The 18653-nt window shown below is 39.3% G+C and carries 18 protein-coding genes; 9 read left to right on the forward strand and 9 right to left on the reverse strand.

The window, feature by feature from the left end; translation table 11 throughout:
• Positions 1-25: 25 nt before the first annotated feature.
• Positions 26-1318: a tyrosine--tRNA ligase gene (gene tyrS / locus ABFU83_RS13385; protein ID WP_347066637.1), complete on the reverse strand. Its 1293-nt coding sequence runs from the start codon at positions 1316-1318 to the stop codon at positions 26-28.
• 124 nt (positions 1319-1442) lie between these two features.
• Between tyrS and ABFU83_RS13390 the strand changes: the two genes are divergently transcribed.
• On the forward strand, positions 1443-2456 hold the full coding sequence (locus ABFU83_RS13390; RefSeq protein ID WP_347066639.1) for an NAD-dependent epimerase/dehydratase family protein: 1014 nt from the start codon (positions 1443-1445) through the stop codon (positions 2454-2456).
• Here the strand turns inward: ABFU83_RS13390 and ABFU83_RS13395 are convergent.
• The 3 genes from ABFU83_RS13395 to ABFU83_RS13405 are packed head-to-tail and all read right to left on the reverse strand — an operon-like array spanning position 2434 to position 4900.
• A complete protein-coding gene (locus ABFU83_RS13395) occupies positions 2434-2811 on the reverse strand; it encodes a DUF4296 domain-containing protein (protein WP_347066641.1) in 378 nt (125 codons plus the stop codon). The two genes, ABFU83_RS13390 and ABFU83_RS13395, sit on opposite strands and share 23 nt — an antisense overlap.
• Positions 2812-2815: 4 nt before the next feature.
• Positions 2816-4156, reverse strand: a complete 1341-nt coding sequence (locus ABFU83_RS13400) for a dihydroorotase (protein ID WP_347066643.1) — start codon at positions 4154-4156, stop codon at positions 2816-2818.
• Positions 4157-4177: 21 nt separating this feature from the next.
• Positions 4178-4900, reverse strand: coding sequence for a polyprenol monophosphomannose synthase (locus ABFU83_RS13405; RefSeq protein ID WP_347066645.1), 723 nt, complete (start codon positions 4898-4900; stop codon positions 4178-4180).
• A gap of 106 nt (positions 4901-5006) precedes the next feature.
• Here ABFU83_RS13405 and ABFU83_RS13410 point away from each other — a divergent pair, with 106 nt between their 5' ends.
• Both ABFU83_RS13410 and ABFU83_RS13415 read left to right on the forward strand, forming a co-directional pair.
• A complete protein-coding gene (locus ABFU83_RS13410; protein ID WP_347066646.1) occupies positions 5007-5672 on the forward strand; it encodes a DUF4271 domain-containing protein in 666 nt (221 codons plus the stop codon).
• A 20-nt stretch (positions 5673-5692) separates the two neighbouring features.
• The gene (locus ABFU83_RS13415) at positions 5693-6451 is read left to right on the forward strand and encodes a uroporphyrinogen-III synthase (RefSeq protein WP_347066648.1); all 759 of its coding nucleotides are present in this window, start codon (positions 5693-5695) and stop codon (positions 6449-6451) included.
• A gap of 669 nt (positions 6452-7120) precedes the next feature.
• Here the strand turns inward: ABFU83_RS13415 and pckA are convergent.
• Positions 7121-8734, reverse strand: coding sequence for a phosphoenolpyruvate carboxykinase (ATP) (gene pckA / locus ABFU83_RS13420; RefSeq protein ID WP_347066650.1), 1614 nt, complete (start codon positions 8732-8734; stop codon positions 7121-7123).
• Between the two features lie 80 nt (positions 8735-8814).
• Positions 8815-9201, reverse strand: a complete 387-nt coding sequence (locus tag ABFU83_RS13425) for a DUF423 domain-containing protein (RefSeq protein ID WP_347066652.1) — start codon at positions 9199-9201, stop codon at positions 8815-8817.
• A gap of 129 nt (positions 9202-9330) precedes the next feature.
• On the opposite strand from ABFU83_RS13425, the gene ABFU83_RS13430 reads away from it, so the two are divergent.
• Together ABFU83_RS13430 and ABFU83_RS13435 are read left to right on the forward strand one after the other, a co-directional pair.
• The gene (locus ABFU83_RS13430; protein WP_347066654.1) at positions 9331-10683 is read left to right on the forward strand and encodes a saccharopine dehydrogenase C-terminal domain-containing protein; all 1353 of its coding nucleotides are present in this window, start codon (positions 9331-9333) and stop codon (positions 10681-10683) included.
• Positions 10684-10769: 86 nt separating this feature from the next.
• Positions 10770-11240: an Lrp/AsnC family transcriptional regulator gene (locus ABFU83_RS13435; protein ID WP_136403967.1), complete on the forward strand. Its 471-nt coding sequence runs from the start codon at positions 10770-10772 to the stop codon at positions 11238-11240.
• Positions 11241-11294: 54 nt separating this feature from the next.
• Here ABFU83_RS13435 and ABFU83_RS13440 read toward each other — a convergent pair whose 3' ends face one another.
• Together ABFU83_RS13440 and ABFU83_RS13445 are read right to left on the reverse strand one after the other, a co-directional pair.
• Positions 11295-11990, reverse strand: coding sequence for a zinc metallopeptidase (locus ABFU83_RS13440; protein WP_347066656.1), 696 nt, complete (start codon positions 11988-11990; stop codon positions 11295-11297).
• A 101-nt stretch (positions 11991-12091) separates the two neighbouring features.
• Positions 12092-15058, reverse strand: coding sequence for a class I tRNA ligase family protein (locus tag ABFU83_RS13445; protein WP_347066657.1), 2967 nt, complete (start codon positions 15056-15058; stop codon positions 12092-12094).
• A gap of 185 nt (positions 15059-15243) precedes the next feature.
• On the opposite strand from ABFU83_RS13445, the gene ABFU83_RS13450 reads away from it, so the two are divergent.
• The 4 genes from ABFU83_RS13450 to truB are packed head-to-tail and all read left to right on the forward strand — an operon-like array spanning position 15244 to position 17918.
• Positions 15244-16119 carry a permease-like cell division protein FtsX gene (locus tag ABFU83_RS13450; protein WP_347066659.1) on the forward strand — a complete coding sequence of 292 codons (876 nt, stop codon included), beginning with the start codon at positions 15244-15246 and terminating at the stop codon, positions 16117-16119.
• Between the two features lie 22 nt (positions 16120-16141).
• Positions 16142-16399, forward strand: a complete 258-nt coding sequence (locus tag ABFU83_RS13455; protein WP_347066661.1) for a DUF3098 domain-containing protein — start codon at positions 16142-16144, stop codon at positions 16397-16399.
• The gene (locus tag ABFU83_RS13460) at positions 16399-17217 is read left to right on the forward strand and encodes an undecaprenyl-diphosphate phosphatase (protein WP_347066662.1); all 819 of its coding nucleotides are present in this window, start codon (positions 16399-16401) and stop codon (positions 17215-17217) included. The genes ABFU83_RS13455 and ABFU83_RS13460 overlap by 1 nt, the downstream gene beginning before the upstream one ends.
• Entirely contained in the window at positions 17217-17918 is a 702-nt protein-coding gene (gene truB, locus ABFU83_RS13465; protein WP_347066663.1) for a tRNA pseudouridine(55) synthase TruB, read from the forward strand. The genes ABFU83_RS13460 and truB overlap by 1 nt, the downstream gene beginning before the upstream one ends.
• Before the next feature lie 32 nt (positions 17919-17950).
• Here the strand turns inward: truB and ABFU83_RS13470 are convergent, their stop codons facing one another.
• Positions 17951-18550 (reverse strand): thioredoxin family protein, encoded by a 600-nt coding sequence (locus tag ABFU83_RS13470; RefSeq protein ID WP_347066664.1) that lies wholly within the window; start codon positions 18548-18550, stop codon positions 17951-17953.
• Between the last annotated feature and the right edge of the window lie 103 nt (positions 18551-18653).

The raw sequence follows: 18653 nt of genomic DNA on the forward strand, positions 1-18653 counted from the left end.
AGAGGGAGTTTAAAACTCCCTCTTTTTATACGGCACGAATCACAAAATAATTCTTTTTCCCTCTTTGCAACAGTACAAACTGTCCGTTGATCAGGTCTTTACTTGTGATTTGGTAGTCTTCGGCTACTTTTTCTTTGTTCACTGCAATCGAGTTTTCTTTTAAAGCCCGACGCGCTTCGCTATTGGAAGCCAAAAATCCGGATTTACCCGATAACGCTTCGATAATACCCACTCCGGATTCGATTTCCGATTGGGTAATTTCAGCCTGCGGTACACCTTCAAAAACATCCAAAAACGTTTTGGCATCCAAGTCTTTTAAGTCTTCCGATGTGGAGTTTCCAAATAAAATATTCGACGCTTTGATCGCATTTTCTAAATCGGCTTTCGAATGTACCATAATGGTAATTTCTTCCGCCAAACGCTTTTGTAAAGCACGTAAATGCGGCTCACCTCTATGCTGTTCGATCAAGGTTTCGATTTCCTCTTTTGATAAAAAGGTAAAGATCTTGATATATTTTTCTGCATCCGTATCGGACGTATTCAACCAGTATTGGTAGAATTTATATGGCGATGTTCTTTCGGCATCCAACCAGATATTTCCACCTTCGGATTTTCCAAATTTGGTTCCGTCGGCTTTTGTAATTAACGGACACGTTAGCGCATACGCTTTTCCGCTCTCTTTTCGGCGCACCAATTCTGTTCCAGTGGTAATATTACCCCATTGGTCACTTCCTCCCATCTGAAGCGTACAATTTTTCGCTTTGTACAAATGTAAAAAGTCATACCCCTGAACCAACTGATACGTAAATTCGGTAAAAGACATTCCTTCAGCCGATTCCGATGAAAGCCGTTTTTTTACGGAGTCTTTAGCCATCATGTAGTTTACAGTAATGTGTTTTCCTACATCACGGATAAAATCCAAAAACGAGAATTCCTTCATCCAGTCATAGTTATTCACTAATTCTGCTGCATTGGGCGCATCGGAGGTAAAATCCAGAAAACGAGACAACTGTGCCTTAATCGAATCCTGATTGTGTCGCAATGTAGCTTCGTCCAACAGGTTTCGTTCGTTCGATTTACCCGACGGATCTCCGATCATTCCAGTCGCACCACCAACCAACGCCAAAGGCTTGTGGCCGCTTAACTGAAAATGTCTCAGCATCATTACGCCTACCAAATGTCCAATATGCAATGAATCCGCTGTTGGGTCAATTCCCACATACGCTACCCGCATCTGCTCCAACAAATGTTCTTCCGTGCCTGGCATAACGTCGTGGAGCATTCCTCTCCAAGTCACTTCTTCAATAAAATTCTTCATTTTTTTTTCAATTTGCACAAAGATAGTCGAATTAAGGCATTTCAAACACCCTGTTTTTTGACAATTTTTAATTTTAAAATATTTCTTACTTTTATCCGTGGCGATAATTAGTACATTTGCAACTATGATACTTGTTACAGGCGGAACCGGATTAGTGGGAGCTTATCTTCTTCTGGAATTACTTCAGAAAGGAGAAAGCGTTCGTGCTATTTTCCGTACCGAAGTCAATATCGCCATAACCCGAAGACTTTTCGAGACACATCAACAACTGGAATCCTTTGATCAAATCGAATGGTTTCAAGCAGACATTACCGATATCCCAAGACTGGAAAAAGCCTTTAAGGATGTCGACTATGTATACCATTGTGCCGCGTTGATTTCGTTCGATCCGAAAGACGAAGAAAAGCTACGAAAAACAAATATCGAAGGAACAGCGAATATTGTTAACTGCGCCATTGCCTTTAACGTAAAAAAACTGTGTTATGTGAGTTCTATTGCCGCTTTGGGCGATGCTCCGGAAGGACAATCGGTTATTACCGAAGAAACCGACTGGAATCCCGAAAAACTGCATGGCGATTATGCCATTACCAAGTTTGGCGCCGAAATGGAAGTTTGGCGTGCCTCTCAGGAAGGACTGGATGTCGTGGTCGTAAATCCCGGAATTATTTTTGGCAGTGGTTTTTGGAACAATGGCAGCGGACAAATTTTTAAACAAATCGCTTCCGGATTCCCGTTTTATTCCAAAGGAGTAACCGGCGTTATTGCCGTGGAGGATGTCGTAAAAATTATGATCTCACTAATGGACAGCTCGGTTTCAAGAGAACGTTTTACATTGGTAGCCGAAAATCTTTCTCTGGAAAAAATCCTGTTTACCATTGCCGACGGTATGTCTAAAAAAAGACCTTCTTTTTATGCCGGCCCATTTGCCACCGCAATTGCCTGGCGATTGGATTGGTTGTTTTCGACTGTTTTTTTCCAAAAAAGAAGTTTTACCAAAGCAACGGCCAAATCGGCACATTCACAGGAAACATTCAGTCCAAAAAAAATAGTCCAGCAACTGGACTATTCCTTTACTCCTATGGAGTCGTATCTTTCTGATTTAGCAAAACGTTATATTATTGAGCATCGACAGGCTTAACACCTGTTGTTTTTTCAATTTCAATTCCGGCTTCTTTTCGTCGTTCACTTAAGTTATCGATCACTTTTGCATATAGTTTTTTATATCCTTCCACATCGGAAGCATAGTATTTATTGCTCGTTTCAATTACCTTGGCATTGACTTTATATTTATTAAAAATAAAATCGTTTAACTTCACGTTATTGGTTGTTAGTTTCTGCGGATCATAACCTTCTACAGCTTGATAAATGGCTATATCCGTTAATATTTCCACCATCTTATCTTCCGGAATCAAATTAACAGGCTTCTCCATTGCCTGTTTATCACAGGCAACAACAAAACTCAGCAAACCAATAAGTAACAGGATCTTTTTCATAATTTTATCTATCAAATAACAAACGTTCACCACAACGAATGTCTTTCACTTTTGAATTCACATAAACTAACTGTCCGTTTACCAGGGTATGGGTAATTCTCGATTTAAAATTAGCTCCTTCAAAAGGCGACCAGCCACATTTATAGAGTATATTTTCTTTTTTAACCGTCCACGGTTGCCCGGCGTTTACCAAAACCAAATCGGCAAAATACCCTTCGCGGATAAAACCTCTTTTTTCAATTTTAAAGATTTTTGCCGGATTGTGTGCCATTTTTTCAACGATCTTCTCTAATGAAATTTTTCCCTGATGATAGGCCTCAAACATCGCTACAACAGCATGCTGTACTAACGGACCTCCGGAAGGAGCACTGGTATATGGATTTTGTTTTTCCTCAAGCGTATGTGGCGCATGGTCGGTTGCAATTACATCAATACGATCATCCAGCAACGCTTTCCATAATTCATCGCGATCTTTTGCTGTTTTTACCGCCGGATTCCATTTGATCAGATTCCCTTTTTTCTCATAATCGGCATCCGTAAACCATAAATGGTGTACACATACTTCTGCCGTGATCTTTTTATCTTCCAACGGAATCTTATTGGTAAACAATTCTGTTTCCTTTGCTGTCGATACGTGGAAGATATGCAATCGCGCACCTGTTTTTTTCGCCAGCTCAATCGCTTTTGACGACGAAATATAACACGCTTCCTCGCTACGAATCAGGTGATGGAATTTTACCGGAATATTATCACCGTATTCTTCTTTATATTTTTCAAGATTGGCTTTAATCGTTCCTTCGTCTTCACAATGAACCGCAATCAGCATTGGCGTACTGGAAAAGATTTTCTCCAATGTCTCTTCATTGTCTACCAACATATTTCCGGTCGATGATCCCAAAAACAATTTAATTCCCGCTACATTTTTGGGATTCGTTTTCAGTATCTCTTCCAGATTATCATTGGTTCCGCCCATCATAAACGAATAATTCGCATAAGAGGTTTCGGCTGCAATCTGGTATTTTTGTTCTAATAATTCCTGAGTTACCGCATTCGGAACCGTATTGGGCTGTTCAATAAACGAGGTTATTCCTCCCGCTACCGCAGCTCTGGATTCGGAGGCAATATTTCCTTTATGGGTTAATCCCGGTTCGCGGAAATGCACCTGATCATCGATTGCTCCCGGTATAAGATAGTTTCCTTCTGCATCAATAATGATACAGTCGGAAGATTTCGGACTGATGCTTGCTGCAACTTCCTTGATATATTTATCTTCCACCAGCACATCTCCTTCAAAGATAACTCCTTCATTAACAATCTTCGCATTCTTGATCAATATCTTGCTCATCGTACTTTTCTATCTTATAATCTATAATCGGTTTATCATTTTTTTAAAGCGCAGTGTAATTACGCCAAAAATAGCTTCTTTTATAATAGCATTACTCATTTTTGACTGTCCTTTAGTCCGATCGGTAAAAATAATAGGCACTTCTACTATTTTCATTTTTTTGACAAAGGTTCTGTATTTCATTTCGATCTGAAAAGCGTATCCTACAAATTTAATTTTATCCAGATTGATTTCTTCCAACACTTCTCGTCTGTAACAAATAAATCCTGCCGTTGCATCATGGATTTTCATACCGGTAATCAGGTCGACATATACCGAAGCGAAATAGGACAACAGTACGCGGTTTAACGGCCAGTTTACCACATTAACACCGGTTACATACCGCGAGCCAATAGCCATTCCGGCACCATCGACGCAGGCTTTATACAAACGTTCGAGATCTTTGGGGTTATGGGAGAAATCGGCATCCATTTCGAAAATATATTCGTAATTCCGTGCTAATGCCCATTTAAATCCGTGTACATAAGCCGTTCCGAGTCCTGACTTTTTAAGTCGGTTTTCTAAAAACAAGCGATTCGGGAACAATTCCTGAAGTTCTTTTACCTTAGTCGCAGTTCCATCCGGCGAATTGTCGTCGACAATCAGCACATCAAATGAAACGTCCAATTCGAAAACAGCTCTGATAATGCCCTCAATATTTTCGATCTCATTGTATGTAGGAATAACAACTATGCCCAAGCTCATTTTTTAACTAAATTTGCCTGCAAAAATACACTATTTCCGATGGTTGTTTCATAATAAAAGTATAATAAAAATATTCCACTTAAAAATTAGTACTTTTACAGGCATTATGATGGATCTATTATTTACCGAAAGAGTCGTCGAAAACAAAGACTGGGCAACCGTACTGTTTGTACTGTGCTTTGTTTTACTCGCTATTAACAAAACCATATTTGAAGTCCGTTTTAACGAATTTATCCGACTGGGAATATCCGATAAATATATTAAGATTTACAAGGATAGCGGAAACATGCAAAGCTGGTTTACCATTTCCATGTTTCTGGTACAATTAATCTCCTTTGCATTCCTGATTCAAATCATCATGAGTTATTACGGTTATACCACCAAAACCAACTGGATTTCGTATATTCAGATTATCACGCTTTTGGGGGTATTTATCCTGTCCAAATACCTGATCGAAAAGATCATCGCCACTTCATTTAACATTGAAGAGTTTAATGAGCAGTTTAATTTACAAAAAGTTAACTACCGAACCTACATCGGATTACTCGTTCTACCCCTCAATTTAGTCCTTTTCTATAACGATTTCCCATCAAAAAATCTAATTTTAGGGATTATCATTACTATTTTAATAATAAACATAGCAACTTATGCACTAACATTAAAGATTTATCAAAATTCCATACTAAGTAAGCTGTTCTATTTTATTTTATATCTTTGCACTCTTGAAATAGCCCCCTATTATTTCATGTATTATTGGTTTACGAAAAGTTAGAGCATTACAATTATTTTAATATGAAAGTGAAAACAATCTTGGTTTCGCAACCAGAACCTAAAGTAGAAAATTCACCGTATTTTGAGCTGCAACAAAAGCTTAAAATCAAAGTCGACTTTAGACCATTTATTCACGTAGAGGGCGTTCCTGCTAAGGAGGTAAGACAGCAAAAAATTGATTTAAACAATTATTCGGCTATCATCCTAACCAGCAAAAACTCCGTCGATCACTTTTTCAGAGTTGCTGAGGAAATGCGTTATAAAGTTCCTGAAGACTTAAAGTATTTTTGCCAGTCAGAAGCCATCGCTTTCTATTTACAAAAATATGTCGTTTACAGAAAACGAAAAATCTATGTGGGTCAAAAAGATTTTGTCGACCTATCGCCGTTGGTTAAAAAATACAAAGATGAAAAATTCCTACTTCCTTCATCGGATCAGCTAAACGCCGACATACCCCAAACTTTAAACAATTTAAAAGTTGACTGGACTCCTGGAACATTCTACAGAACGGTTATGAGTGATCTTTCCGACTTAAAGGATGTTTATTACGATGTACTGGCTTTCTTTAGTCCAACCGGAATCAAATCTTTATTCAAAAATTTCCCGGATTTCCAACAAAACAACACCCGTATTGCTGTTTTCGGAAGCACCACACAAAAAGAAGCTATTGAACATGGCTTACGCGTTGACATCATGGCTCCGACACCTGAAACACCGTCGATGACCATGGCTTTAGAAAAATACATCTCCAAAGCCAACAAAGAATCCAAAGACAAATAATTCAAAATAAAAAAAGCTTCCTTAAAGGAAGCTTTTTTCTTTTAAACTCTCAAAAAAACAAAATCGAATATATAAAGGATAGATCCGACTATTCTATTACAATCCCATCATTTTAAGCAATCAGCGAATGGATAACTCTTATGATGTGATTTTTTTCTTATCACCAACATCAGCAAAACTGATTATCAGCTACAAGAAACAATATTATACAAAAACCGAAATTCTTAAATCTACAATCAAGGAAAAATCGTATCCATTTTACTTAAATACGCCAACCTAAAGTATCACAATTCTTCAGTTCGTGTTTTGGTAATTGTACTAATTCCACTTTTTAAATTCCGACTTTTAATTTCAACAGAACTGGATTTCAACAACATAGCCCCGCCCACTGCTTACTCTCCAGCAACTGTTAAAATTAAAAATACTTTTACTTAAACAACCACTTAAAAATACTGCGAAATGATAGATAAAAATTACGGTTTTTTTACATTTTTATTACGGATTACACAAATTGTTAACATAACACATTAACAACCTAAAATTAACAATTTTAACACCAATTGATCGTCTAAAATCACAGGCAAAAACGTACAGTCAAGACCCAATTATACCTAAAACAAAAAAGCTACCTCTTTCGAGATAGCTTTTCTATATTTTATAAGGATAAGATTATAGTTGCGGACCAGCCTTAACTAAATTCTGACCTTCTTCATTATCGGTGTACTGTACAAAGTTTTTGATAAACAACCCTGCAAGATCTGTTGCCTTTGTTGTCCACTCCGACGCATCTGCATAGGTGTTTCTAGGATCAAGAATCTCCGTATTCACCTCTGCCAATGCTGTAGGCACTTCCAGATTAAAAATCGGAACGATAGCCGTTTCCGCTTTTTCGATCGATCCGTCAAGGATTCTGTCGATAATCGCACGGGTATCTTTAATAGAAATACGTTTTCCGGTTCCGTTCCATCCTGTATTTACCATATAAGCCGTCGCATTGTGCTCTTCCATTTTCTTAACCAGTTCTTCTCCGTATTTCGTTGGATGCAAACACAAGAATGCTTTTCCAAAACAAGCCGAGAAAGTTGGCTCCGGTTGTGTTACACCACGCTCCGTCCCAGCCAGCTTTGCCGTAAATCCAGACAAGAAGAAGTATTTGGTTTGCTCCGGTGTTAATTTAGAAACTGGTGGCATTACCCCAAATGCATCTGCCGTAAGAAAGATTACTTTAGAAGCGTGTCCGGCTTTCGATACCGGTTTTACAATATTATCAATATGATAGATCGGATATGAAACACGTGTATTTTGTGTTACAGAACCATCTTTAAAGTCAATTTTACCATCGGCATCTACCGTAACATTTTCTAACAATGCATCTTTACGGATTGCATTAAAAATATCCGGTTCGTTTTCTTTGCTTAGATCGATTGTTTTGGCATAACAACCACCTTCAAAGTTAAACACCCCTTCGTTATCCCATCCGTGCTCATCGTCTCCGATTAATTCCCGTTTTGGATCGGTTGACAAGGTTGTTTTTCCGGTTCCGGATAATCCGAAGAATACCGCTACATCACCATCTTTTCCTTTATTAGCAGAACAGTGCATCGAAGCGATTCCCTGTAATGGAAGGTAGTAGTTCATCATCGAGAACAACCCTTTTTTCATTTCACCACCATACCACGTTCCTCCAATTAACTGAATTTTTTCGGTAAGGTTAAAAGCGACATATACTTCTGAGTTTAATCCGTGTGCTGCATAATCCTTGAAAGTTGCTTTCGAACCGTTCATTACTACGAAATCCGGCTCTCCAAAGTTTTCAAGCTCTGCTTCCGTAGGACGAATAAACATATTTTTTACAAAATGTGCCTGCCATGCCACTTCCATAATAAAACGCACTTTTAATCGTGTGTTTTCGTTAGCGCCACAAAAAGCATCTACAACATATAATTTCTTTCCGGAAAGCTGGCTTACTGTAGTCTCTTTTAAAGCATTCCAGGTATCCTGAGAAATTGGTTTGTTATCGTTAACTGCTTTTTCTGATGTCCACCAAATGGTATCTTTTGTAATATCGTCTTTAACAATGTATTTGTCTTTAGGAGATCTTCCCGTAAATACACCCGTCATAACGTTAACGGCACCAAGTTCTGTCAACTGCCCCTTCTCGAATCCTTCCAGCTCCGTATTTAATTCTTCATTATATAGGTGATCGTAAGACGGATTATAAATAATCTCAACCGTGTCCTTGATCCCGTATTTTTCTAATGAAATTATATTCGTAACATTCATAACTTAAAAATGTGTTGTTTTGTTATTTAAGAACGCAAAAGTAAAAATTTAATTTTAGAATAATTTTTTTTTAATAAATATTATGCTTTTTTCCTGATTACCTGTACAAAAAGGAGCAACCAGGCCAGGATCATCAAAAGCCCACCAATTGGGGTTATCGGTCCTAAAAATTTAAAATCGATCCCGGTTGCCGTACTCGTCGCCAGCAAATAAATCGATCCCGAAAAAAACAACACTCCGATAACCGTAAGGTAACAAATGGTCTTTTTGACCCTTTCCGTTGTCAATGTTGTCATTCCTACAAATAATAAGAATAAGGCATGGTACATCTGATACTTCACACCCGTTTCGAAAGTTGCCAATTGTGTTTCATCCAGCACCTTTTTCAGTCCGTGTGCTCCAAAAGCCCCTAATATTATAGCAACAGCTCCCATTATAGCAGCCGCTGCAATTGTTTTTCTATCCATCGTGTATTTATTTCCTATCAAAGGTAGCATTATTTTAAAAAGTTAAATAATGACATTAATCATCTTTTATATTTTTAAAGAAAATAACAAATTCATATTTTCGTAGACTTTTTAAAACAAACAACCAGCATGAGACATATTTTAATTATCGGAGCCGGTCGCTCGGCTTCGTCACTCATAAAATATTTACTGGATAAATCGGAACAGGAAAATCTACACCTTACCATCGGCGATTTATCTTTAGAATTAGCACAAAAGAAAACTAACAATCACCCAAGAGCCACTGCTATTGCTTTCGACATCCATAACGAAGCACAACGCAAAGCGGAAATTCAGAAAGCCGATATCGTAATCTCGATGCTTCCGGCTTTTTTACATATTGAAGTAGCCAAAGACTGTATTACCTATAAAAAACATATGGTTACCGCCTCTTATATTTCGGATGCGATGCAGGAACTAAACGAGGCTGCCATTGCCAATAACCTTGTTTTTATGAACGAAATCGGATTGGATCCGGGAATCGATCATATGAGCGCGATGAAAGTACTGGATGAAATCCGCGAAAAAAACGGAAATGTAATTCTTTTCGAATCGTTTTGCGGCGGATTGGTAGCTCCGGAATCGGACACTAACTTATGGAATTATAAATTTACCTGGAATCCGCGTAACGTAGTTTTGGCCGGACAGGGTGGCGCTGCGAAGTTTATTCAGGAAGGTACCTATAAATACATTCCGTATCACAAACTTTTCAGAAGAACCGAATTTCTGGAAGTAGAAGGTTATGGCCGCTTTGAAGGCTATGCCAACCGAGATTCCTTAAAATACCGTAGCGTTTACGGATTGGATAATGCCTTGACGGTTTTCCGCGGAACGATCCGACGCGTAGGATATTCCAGAGCCTGGGATATGTTTGTACAGTTGGGAATGACCGACGATTCGTATGCCATCGATAATTCGGAAACGATGAGTTACCGCGAGTTTGTGAATTTGTTTTTACCGTATCATCCTACGGATTCCGTTGAAATCAAATTACGTCATATTCTGAAAATCGATCAGGATGATGTGGTTTGGGACAAATTGCTGGAATTGGATTTGTTTAATGCCAACAAAATCATCGGACTGAAAAATGCTACTCCGGCTCAGATTCTTGAAAAAATCCTGACCGATAGCTGGACATTGGAACCGGACGACAAAGATATGATCGTGATGTATCACAAATTTGGCTATGAAGTAAACGGCGAAAAGAAACAAATTGACGCCACAATGGTATGTATTGGCGACGATCAGACCTATACTTCCATGGCAAAAACCGTTGGATTACCGGTAGCCATGGCTACGTTACAAATCCTAAACGGAAATATTACAACGCCGGGTGTACAACTTCCTTTAAACAAGGAGGTTTACCTTCCGATTTTAAAAGAATTGGAAGAATACGGTGTGATTTTTAAAGAAAAAGACGTTCCGTACAAAGGATACAAATAATAGCAAAAGCCTGATTTTCGAAAATCAGGCTTTTTTTATTTCAATTTCTATTTCATTTTGTAACTTTAGCTATAAATTTATTTCAAATGAAGCTTAATTCCTTACAAGTTGAAATGGACGGCATCGACAAGGAGATCCTGCGTTACCTAATGGAAGATGCCCGAAAACCGATATTACAAATTGCCAGTAAGATTGGAATTTCCGGTGCGGCCATTCACCAACGATTGCGAAAACTGGAACAGGCCGGTGTGATAACCGGTTCCCGTTTTACCGTAAGTCACAAAATATTAGGCTACAGTACAATGGCCTTTGTGGGTATTTATCTGGACAAAGCATCCCGAAATCCGGAAGCTGTTCGGGAGTTAAAAAAGATACCGGAAGTATTGGAATGCCACTACACCACTGGAAACTGGAGTATTTTGATCAAATTGATTTGTCACGATAACGAACATCTGATGCAATTGCTCAACAAAAAAATCCAGGCTATTGAAGGCGTCTCCCGAACGGAAACCTTTATCTCCCTGGATCAGCAAATCGAACGACAAATACAGTTATAAAACAAAAAATCCGGTGCTTTCACACCGGATTTTTTTATCGTTTTCAATTTTATTTTAGTCTCTTCTTCCAAAAACCTGGAACGCCCAATATAGTAGGGATGCTAATGCACCGATAGCCGCTACCACATAGGTTCTGGCCGCCCATTTTAAGGCATCTTCCGCTCCGGCATATTCCTGCTGACTTAACATGTTTTTGTTTTTTAACCAGGCCAATGCTCGGTTACTCGCGTCGTATTCCACCGGTAAGGTGATAAAACTAAAGGCCGTTGCAACACCCATTAAGATCAATCCCAAAATGGCAATGTAAAATCCGAATCCCACTTTGGCCGCCGCACCCAGAATCAAACCACCAATGATCAACCATTGTGACATCCCAGAGGCTACGTTTACAATTGGCACCATTCGGGAACGCATTTGCAACATACTATAGGCTGTGGCGTGTTGTACCGCATGTCCACATTCGTGAGCCGCTACTGCCGCTGCCGCTGCATTACGTTGGTTGTATACCGCTTCACTCAGGTTTACCGTTTTATCCACCGGATTATAATGGTCGGTTAAACGTCCCGGAGTCGAAATCACTTTTACATCGTAAATTCCGTTATCGGCCAGCATTTTTTCGGCTATTTCCGCTCCGGACATTCCGTTGCGCAAATGGATTCTCGAATATTCTTCGAATTTACTTTTTAGTTTATTACTAACAATCCAGCTTACTAAAGCAATCGCTCCTAATAAAATATAATATCCCAGCATGTTCTCTCTTTTTTATTTAGTTTTCTAATATACCAAAAAGAATAGCAAACTGCGCGCCAATTAGCGTTCCGTTAACAAAATATGCAATTTTGTCAGGTGAATTATCCTACTAAATTGATAATCTTACCCGGTACAATTACCACTTTTTTCGGTGCGTTTCCGTTAAGCTGTGCAATCGTACGTTCGTCTGCCAAAATGATTTTTTCAATTTCAGCCGCTGTCAGATCCATTGGTAATTCAATTTTAAAACGCATTTTACCATTAAACGACACCGGATATTCTTTACTGCTTTCCACTAAATGTTTGGCATCGAATACCGGGAACGGAACCTGCGAAATTGAACCTTCGTTTCCTAACGCTTCCCATAATTCTTCTGCAATATGTGGTGCATAGGGCGAAATCAAAATCGCTAGCGGTTCCAAAATGGCACGTTCGTTACATTTCGCCGCCGACAATTCGTTTACCGCGATCATAAATCCGGATACAGAGGTATTAAACGAGAAGTTTTCGATATCTTCCTGCACCTTTTTGATCGTTTTATGTAGGGTTTTTAACGCTTCTTTGCTTGGTTCATTATCGGTTACAATTAGTCCGTTATCGTCAAAATACAAACGCCATAGTTTTTTCAAAAATCCGGATACTCCGGTAATTCCGGCTGTATTCCATGGTTTTGCCTGCTCCAATGGCCCTAAAAACATTTCGTACAAACGCAACGTATCCGCTCCGTATTGTTCGCAAATATCATCCGGGTTTACCACATTGTATTTCGATTTGGACATTTTTTCCACTTCACGACCTACGATAAATTTGCCATTTTCGTTTGTAATAAATTGAGCATTTTTATATTCCTGATATAACGCATGGCTTTTAAATGCGTCGATATCTAATTCATCCGATGCATTGACCAGATTCACATCGACATGGATTTTCAATACCTGTTCTAAATTTTTACGTTTAGCCTCTGATGATTCATCACTAGTTGACAACACACTTATTGTTCTAACAACAAAGGCATCATCTGAAACTTCAACTCCCTCTCTCTCCAATAAACTACCAAATGCTTGCATTTTATTCACAGAATTCGGCATCTTATCTTTAGACACAAATTTTACTTCCACCCCATTTGTAAATCGATACACTATCGCGCTCATTCCCAAAATCATCCCTTGGTTGATCAGTTTTTTAAACGGCTCTTCCGTTGGTGCAAATCCTTTGTCTTTTAAGAATTTATTCCAAAAACGGGAATACAACAAGTGACCGGTTGCGTGTTCGCTTCCACCGATATACAAGTCGACATTCTCCCAATATTTTAAGGCATCTTCCGAAGCAAATGCCGCATCGTTATGCGCATCCATATAACGCATCCAATACCATGAGCTTCCCGCCCAACCTGGCATGGTGTTTAATTCCAATGGGAATACCGTTACATGATCAATTAAATCATTGTTGACTACCTTATGGTTTACATTGTCCCAAGCCCAAACGGTTGCATTTCCTAATGGCGGTTGTCCGTCTTCGGTTGGCAAATATTTTTCTACTTCCGGTAATACGATTGGCAAATGTTTGGTGTCGATCATCTGCGGCAAATCGTTTACATAATATACCGGGAATGGTTCCCCCCAATAACGTTGTCTGGAGAAAACCGCATCACGCAAACGATAGTTGGTTTTACCTTTTCCTTGTCCCAATTGTTCCAAAGCTTCAATCGCTTTTTGGGTTGCTTTTTTATAATTTAAACCGTTCAGAAAATCCGAATCGGCTATAACTGTATTTTCTTTGTCGGAGTAGGCTGCTTCCGAAATATCCACACCTTCGAAGATGTTTTTAATCGGAATACCGAAATGTTTCGCAAACGCGTAATCCCGTTCGTCACCACATGGCACGGCCATTACAGCTCCGGTTCCGTAACCCGCCAATACATAATCGCCAATCCAAACCGGAATCGGTTCTTTGGTAAACGGATGCTCGGCATAAGCTCCGGTAAATACGCCCGAAATGGTTTTCACATCGGCCATACGATCTCTTTCACTACGTTTTGCCGTAGCTTCAATATAGGCATCCACCGCTTGTTTTTGTTCCGGTGTTGTGATTTTAGCGACCAATTCGTGTTCCGGTGCTAACGTCATAAAAGTAACACCAAAAATAGTATCAGGACGCGTCGTAAAAACGGCTACTTTCTCGTCATGTCCTTTTAAATTAAATGTCACCGCAGCTCCAACCGATTTCCCGATCCAGTTCCGCTGACTTTCCTTAATACTTTCGCTCCAGTCGATCGTTTCCAATCCTTGTAGCAAACGCTCGGCATAAGCCGAAATACGCATACTCCACTGGGTCATCTTTTTACGGATCACCGGGTGACCACCACGTTCGGATACACCGTTTATAATTTCATCATTTGCCAATACCGTTCCCAAGGCCGGACACCAGTTTACTTCGGTTTCCGCCAGGTAGGTCAATCGGTATTGCAACAAGATTTTTTCTTTTTCTTCTTTTGTAAAGGCATTCCATTGTGCCGCTGTAAACGGTACGATGACATCATCGCATACCGCATTTACCGTTGCATTTCCTTCCTTTTCAAAAATGGCCGTTAGCGTACTGATATCTTCGGCTTTGTCGCTGTCGTTATTATACCAGGAATTGAATAATTGGATAAAAATCCACTGTGTCCATTTGTAATAGTCCGGATTGGAAGTACGTACTTCGCGGCTCCAGTCGAATGAAAACCCGATTTTATCCAATTGCTCGCGGTAACGGGCGATGTTTTCTTTGGTTGTTTTTTCAGGATGTTGTCCGGTTTGAATCGCATATTGCTCGGCCGGCAATCCGAAACTGTCATACCCCTGCGGATGTAACACATTGAATCCTTTGTGACGTTTGTAGCGCGCATAAATATCAGACGCGATATAGCCCAGCGGATGCCCAACATGCAGTCCCGCTCCCGATGGATACGGAAACATATCTAACACAAAATACTTTGGCTTCGCGGAATCGTTCGCTGCTTTAAAGGTCTGGTTTTCGGACCAGTACTTTTGCCATTTGGCTTCAATTTGATTTGGATTGTACTTCATTACTCTGAATTGCTATAATTACCGGATAATCTTCCTGTTTTAGTATTCCTTTTTTGAATCCCGAATATAGGGTATCATTTTCGGGCAGGCAAATTTACATTATATTATAAGAAAGTTAAAACTTTGAGCGTTATAAACCTTAAAAACAATTTTCTTTCTTATTTTTACGGCTTAAATCAGATTCTATGGCTACATCTTTTGAAAAGTATCAAAAACGCAGACTTATTTCTTCCTATTTTTCGGTTATTTTAAGTATTTTCTTAGTGTTGTTCCTGTTGGGCGCATTGGGGCTTTTTGTTATCAATTCTGAAAAGATTTCCAATGATGTTAAAGAAAATATCCCGATGTCGGTTTATTTTAACAATCAGGCCAATGATAGTATTCTGAAAGCATTCGGCACACAATTGTCCGCCTCAAATTATGTAAAAAACCAGTCTTTTGTCTCTAAAGACGACGCAGCTAAAAAACACAAAGACATTATCGGAGAGGATTTTATGGAGTTTATTGGCTTTAACCCACTTCAAAATTCATACGACATTCACCTGAAAGGGAATTATGTAGTTTCCGACAGTATTAAGGAAATCGAAAACAATATCCGTAAAAACCCAATGGTTACCGAGGTAATCTACGACAAACAATTAGTGGATCTGGTAAATGAAAACGTAAAGAAAATTACGTTTTGGATTTTGATCGTTAGTGGCGTACTGGCTTTTGTAGCTATGCTTTTGATCAACAGCTCACTTCGCCTTTCGATTCACTCGAACCGTTTTATTATTAAAACCATGCAAATGGTTGGCGCGACCAAATCGTTTATCCGTAAACCGTTTATCTGGAGAAGTATCAAACTGGGATTAATCGGTTCCGGATTAGCCATTGCCGCTTTAATCGGTCTGGTTTATTATGTCGACGGAATGTTCCCAAGTCTGGGGATTGCTACCGATTACCTGTCGACCGGAATTGTTTTGGCCGGCGTACTAGTAGTAGGAATTATCATCACCTGGATCAGTACGTTTTTTGCCACACAACGCTTTTTAAATTTAAGAACCGACGATTTATATTAAGAATCATCAATTCAATACTCTAATGGAAAACGAAAACAAGCACAAACACGACTTTCTTTTTGAAAGCAGCAACTATAAAATCCTTTTTATCGGACTGGCCGTAATCGCCCTTGGTTTTATACTAATGTCCGGCGGTGGTAGTAACGATCCAAATGTATTTAGTTCCGATATTTTTGATTTCAGACGTATCAAACTGGCTCCAACGGTTGTACTAATCGGTTTCGGAATTACGATTTATGCTATTTTAAAAAACCCTAAAAAGGATAGCGCAGAAAATTAATGGATTTATTACAAGCACTTATTATTGCCATAGTCGAAGGACTAACCGAATATTTACCGATTTCTTCTACCGCACACATGGGCTTTACAGCCGCTTTAATGGGTATGGAAGAATCGGAGTTTCTAAAAATGTTCCAGGTTTCCATTCAGTTTGGCGCTATTCTTTCGATTGTAGCCTTATACTGGAAAAAGTTTTTCGATTTCACCAATCTTACTTTTTACTTTAAACTGGCCTTTTCGGTAATCCCGGCCTTGGTTTTGGGTTACTTTTTCGACGATAAAATCGAAGCCGTTTTAGGTAATCAGATTGCCATATCATCTGTTTTGGTTATCGGTGGAGTCGTTTTATTATTTGCCGACAAATGGTTTAAAAACCCAACGATACTCGACGAAAAAGAGATTACGATCAAAAATGGTATTGCGATCGGTTTTTGGCAATGCCTGGCCATGATGCCCGGAACTTCGCGTTCGGCCGCATCGATAATCGGAGGAATGGCACAGGGTTTAAGCCGAAAAGCCGCCGCTGAGTTTTCGTTCTTTCTGGCCGTTCCAACCATGTTGGCCGTGACGGTTTATTCCATTTTTGTAAAAACATGGGGAAAAGGAACCGCCACCGAAATGAAAGGCTATGAAATGATTTTACAGGATCAGGATCATATTACTTTTTTTATCATCGGAAATGTTGTGGCTTTTATAGTCGCTTTGGTTGCTGTAAAAACGTTTATTAATGTGCTTACCAAATACGGTTTTAAATTTTGGGGTTGGTACCGGATTGTAGTTGGAATTGGTTTGTTACTTTATTTTTATTCCGCTAAATAATGGAAACCTTAACCGCAGAACACTATCAGGAAGGTCAGGTCCTTCTGATTGACAAACCGTTACAATGGTCGTCTTTTCAGGCCGTAAACAAAATTAAATGGTCGCTAAAAAAACACCTGGGTTTAAAAAAAATCAAGGTTGGCCATGCCGGAACACTCGATCCGTTAGCCACGGGATTACTCATTGTATGTACCGGTAAGTTCACCAAACGCATTCCGGAATTACAAGGAATGATCAAAGAATACACCGGAACGTTTCATATTGGCGCTACCACGCCATCCTATGATCTGGAAACCGAAATCGACGCGACCTTCCCAACCGATCATATCACGGAGGAATTACTGTATAAAACCATAGCTCAATTTTTAGGTGAAATTAACCAGAAACCACCGGTTTTTTCAGCCATAAAAAAAGATGGAAAGCGTTTGTACGAACACGCCCGTAAAGGCGAAGAAGTCGAAATTGCCGCCCGAAAAACAGTTATCCATGAGTTTGAGATTACCCGAATTGCACTTCCTGAAGTAGATTTTCGGGTGGTTTGTAGCAAAGGAACCTATATCCGTTCACTGGCATATGATTATGGCGTTGCGTTACAATCCGGGGCGCACTTAACTGCATTACGACGCACCAAAATAGGAGATTATTCCGTTAAAAATGCTATGATCGTTACCGATTTTGAAGAGTCAGTAACGCCACAATAAAAAAGGTACTCCGTAGAGTACTTTTTTTGTTATTACAAACCTTGCATCAGGTCGAGTAATTCTTTTTGTGTCGACAAACCTTTGTCTTTTAAATACCATTTTTGCAAATCGGTTTTGGCGGTTTCGTCAATCACGCCGTGTTGCGCTTTATAATCCAGAATCAACTGTTTCGCACCTTGCGGACGTGGTCCCCAATCGGCTTTTACTTCTTTTGTTTCCGCATCCAGAACGATTAATTTCGGAATCGCTTTTCCGCCGTTGGTCAGGAATTTTTGCATCAACTCTTCATTTTCATCCCGGAATACCAGTTTCATCTCAATATTTGGCGCCTCCAATTCCATTTTATGCAATACCGGCACAATCTGAGCCGCATCGCCACACCAACCTTCCGAAAGTACCAACCAGATGTATTTTTTTTCGATATTTTTTAATCCTTCACCAATAACATTCGGAACCGGTATCGTTTTATCCAAACGATTCATTCGGACTTCATTTAATTCACTGTAATGCAACAAATCATCCGATTGTTCTGCCCCGGTCGATTTTCCTTCTTTTAGCAATTTCGTCACCAAGCCTCTATATTCCTGATACGAATAACTTCTTTTCAGACTTTCTTCAATATACATTTCCATTTCACTTTGTTTAGTATGCGGTGCAAAGTTAGCGCAAATGTCCACATTAAAAAGTAACAAAAGTAACAATCCAATGGACAAAAAGTGTAACTTTATCTTTTTA

This window comes from Flavobacterium sp. WV_118_3 (assembly GCF_039778605.1).
GTDB lineage: Bacteria > Bacteroidota > Bacteroidia > Flavobacteriales > Flavobacteriaceae > Flavobacterium.

Bases quoted from the DNA above. Each gene is read 5' to 3' on its own strand.
- ABFU83_RS13460 (WP_347066662.1), top strand. From the start codon at position 16,399: ATGGATTTATTACAAGCACTTATTATTGCCATAGTCGAAGGACTAACC.
- ABFU83_RS13415 (WP_347066648.1), top strand. From the start codon at position 5,693: ATGAAAGTGAAAACAATCTTGGTTTCGCAACCAGAACCTAAAGTAGAA.
- ABFU83_RS13395 (WP_347066641.1), bottom strand. From the start codon at position 2,811: ATGAAAAAGATCCTGTTACTTATTGGTTTGCTGAGTTTTGTTGTTGCC.
- ABFU83_RS13445 (WP_347066657.1), bottom strand. From the start codon at position 15,058: ATGAAGTACAATCCAAATCAAATTGAAGCCAAATGGCAAAAGTACTGG.
- ABFU83_RS13425 (WP_347066652.1), bottom strand. From the start codon at position 9,201: ATGGATAGAAAAACAATTGCAGCGGCTGCTATAATGGGAGCTGTTGCT.
- tyrS (WP_347066637.1), bottom strand. From the start codon at position 1,318: ATGAAGAATTTTATTGAAGAAGTGACTTGGAGAGGAATGCTCCACGAC.
- truB (WP_347066663.1), top strand. From the start codon at position 17,217: ATGGAAACCTTAACCGCAGAACACTATCAGGAAGGTCAGGTCCTTCTG.
- ABFU83_RS13450 (WP_347066659.1), top strand. From the start codon at position 15,244: ATGGCTACATCTTTTGAAAAGTATCAAAAACGCAGACTTATTTCTTCC.
- pckA (WP_347066650.1), bottom strand. From the start codon at position 8,734: ATGAATGTTACGAATATAATTTCATTAGAAAAATACGGGATCAAGGAC.
- ABFU83_RS13400 (WP_347066643.1), bottom strand. From the start codon at position 4,156: ATGAGCAAGATATTGATCAAGAATGCGAAGATTGTTAATGAAGGAGTT.
- ABFU83_RS13430 (WP_347066654.1), top strand. From the start codon at position 9,331: ATGAGACATATTTTAATTATCGGAGCCGGTCGCTCGGCTTCGTCACTC.
- ABFU83_RS13440 (WP_347066656.1), bottom strand. From the start codon at position 11,990: ATGCTGGGATATTATATTTTATTAGGAGCGATTGCTTTAGTAAGCTGG.
- ABFU83_RS13455 (WP_347066661.1), top strand. From the start codon at position 16,142: ATGGAAAACGAAAACAAGCACAAACACGACTTTCTTTTTGAAAGCAGC.
- ABFU83_RS13435 (WP_136403967.1), top strand. From the start codon at position 10,770: ATGAAGCTTAATTCCTTACAAGTTGAAATGGACGGCATCGACAAGGAG.
- ABFU83_RS13470 (WP_347066664.1), bottom strand. From the start codon at position 18,550: ATGGAAATGTATATTGAAGAAAGTCTGAAAAGAAGTTATTCGTATCAG.
- ABFU83_RS13405 (WP_347066645.1), bottom strand. From the start codon at position 4,900: ATGAGCTTGGGCATAGTTGTTATTCCTACATACAATGAGATCGAAAAT.
- ABFU83_RS13390 (WP_347066639.1), top strand. From the start codon at position 1,443: ATGATACTTGTTACAGGCGGAACCGGATTAGTGGGAGCTTATCTTCTT.
- ABFU83_RS13410 (WP_347066646.1), top strand. From the start codon at position 5,007: ATGATGGATCTATTATTTACCGAAAGAGTCGTCGAAAACAAAGACTGG.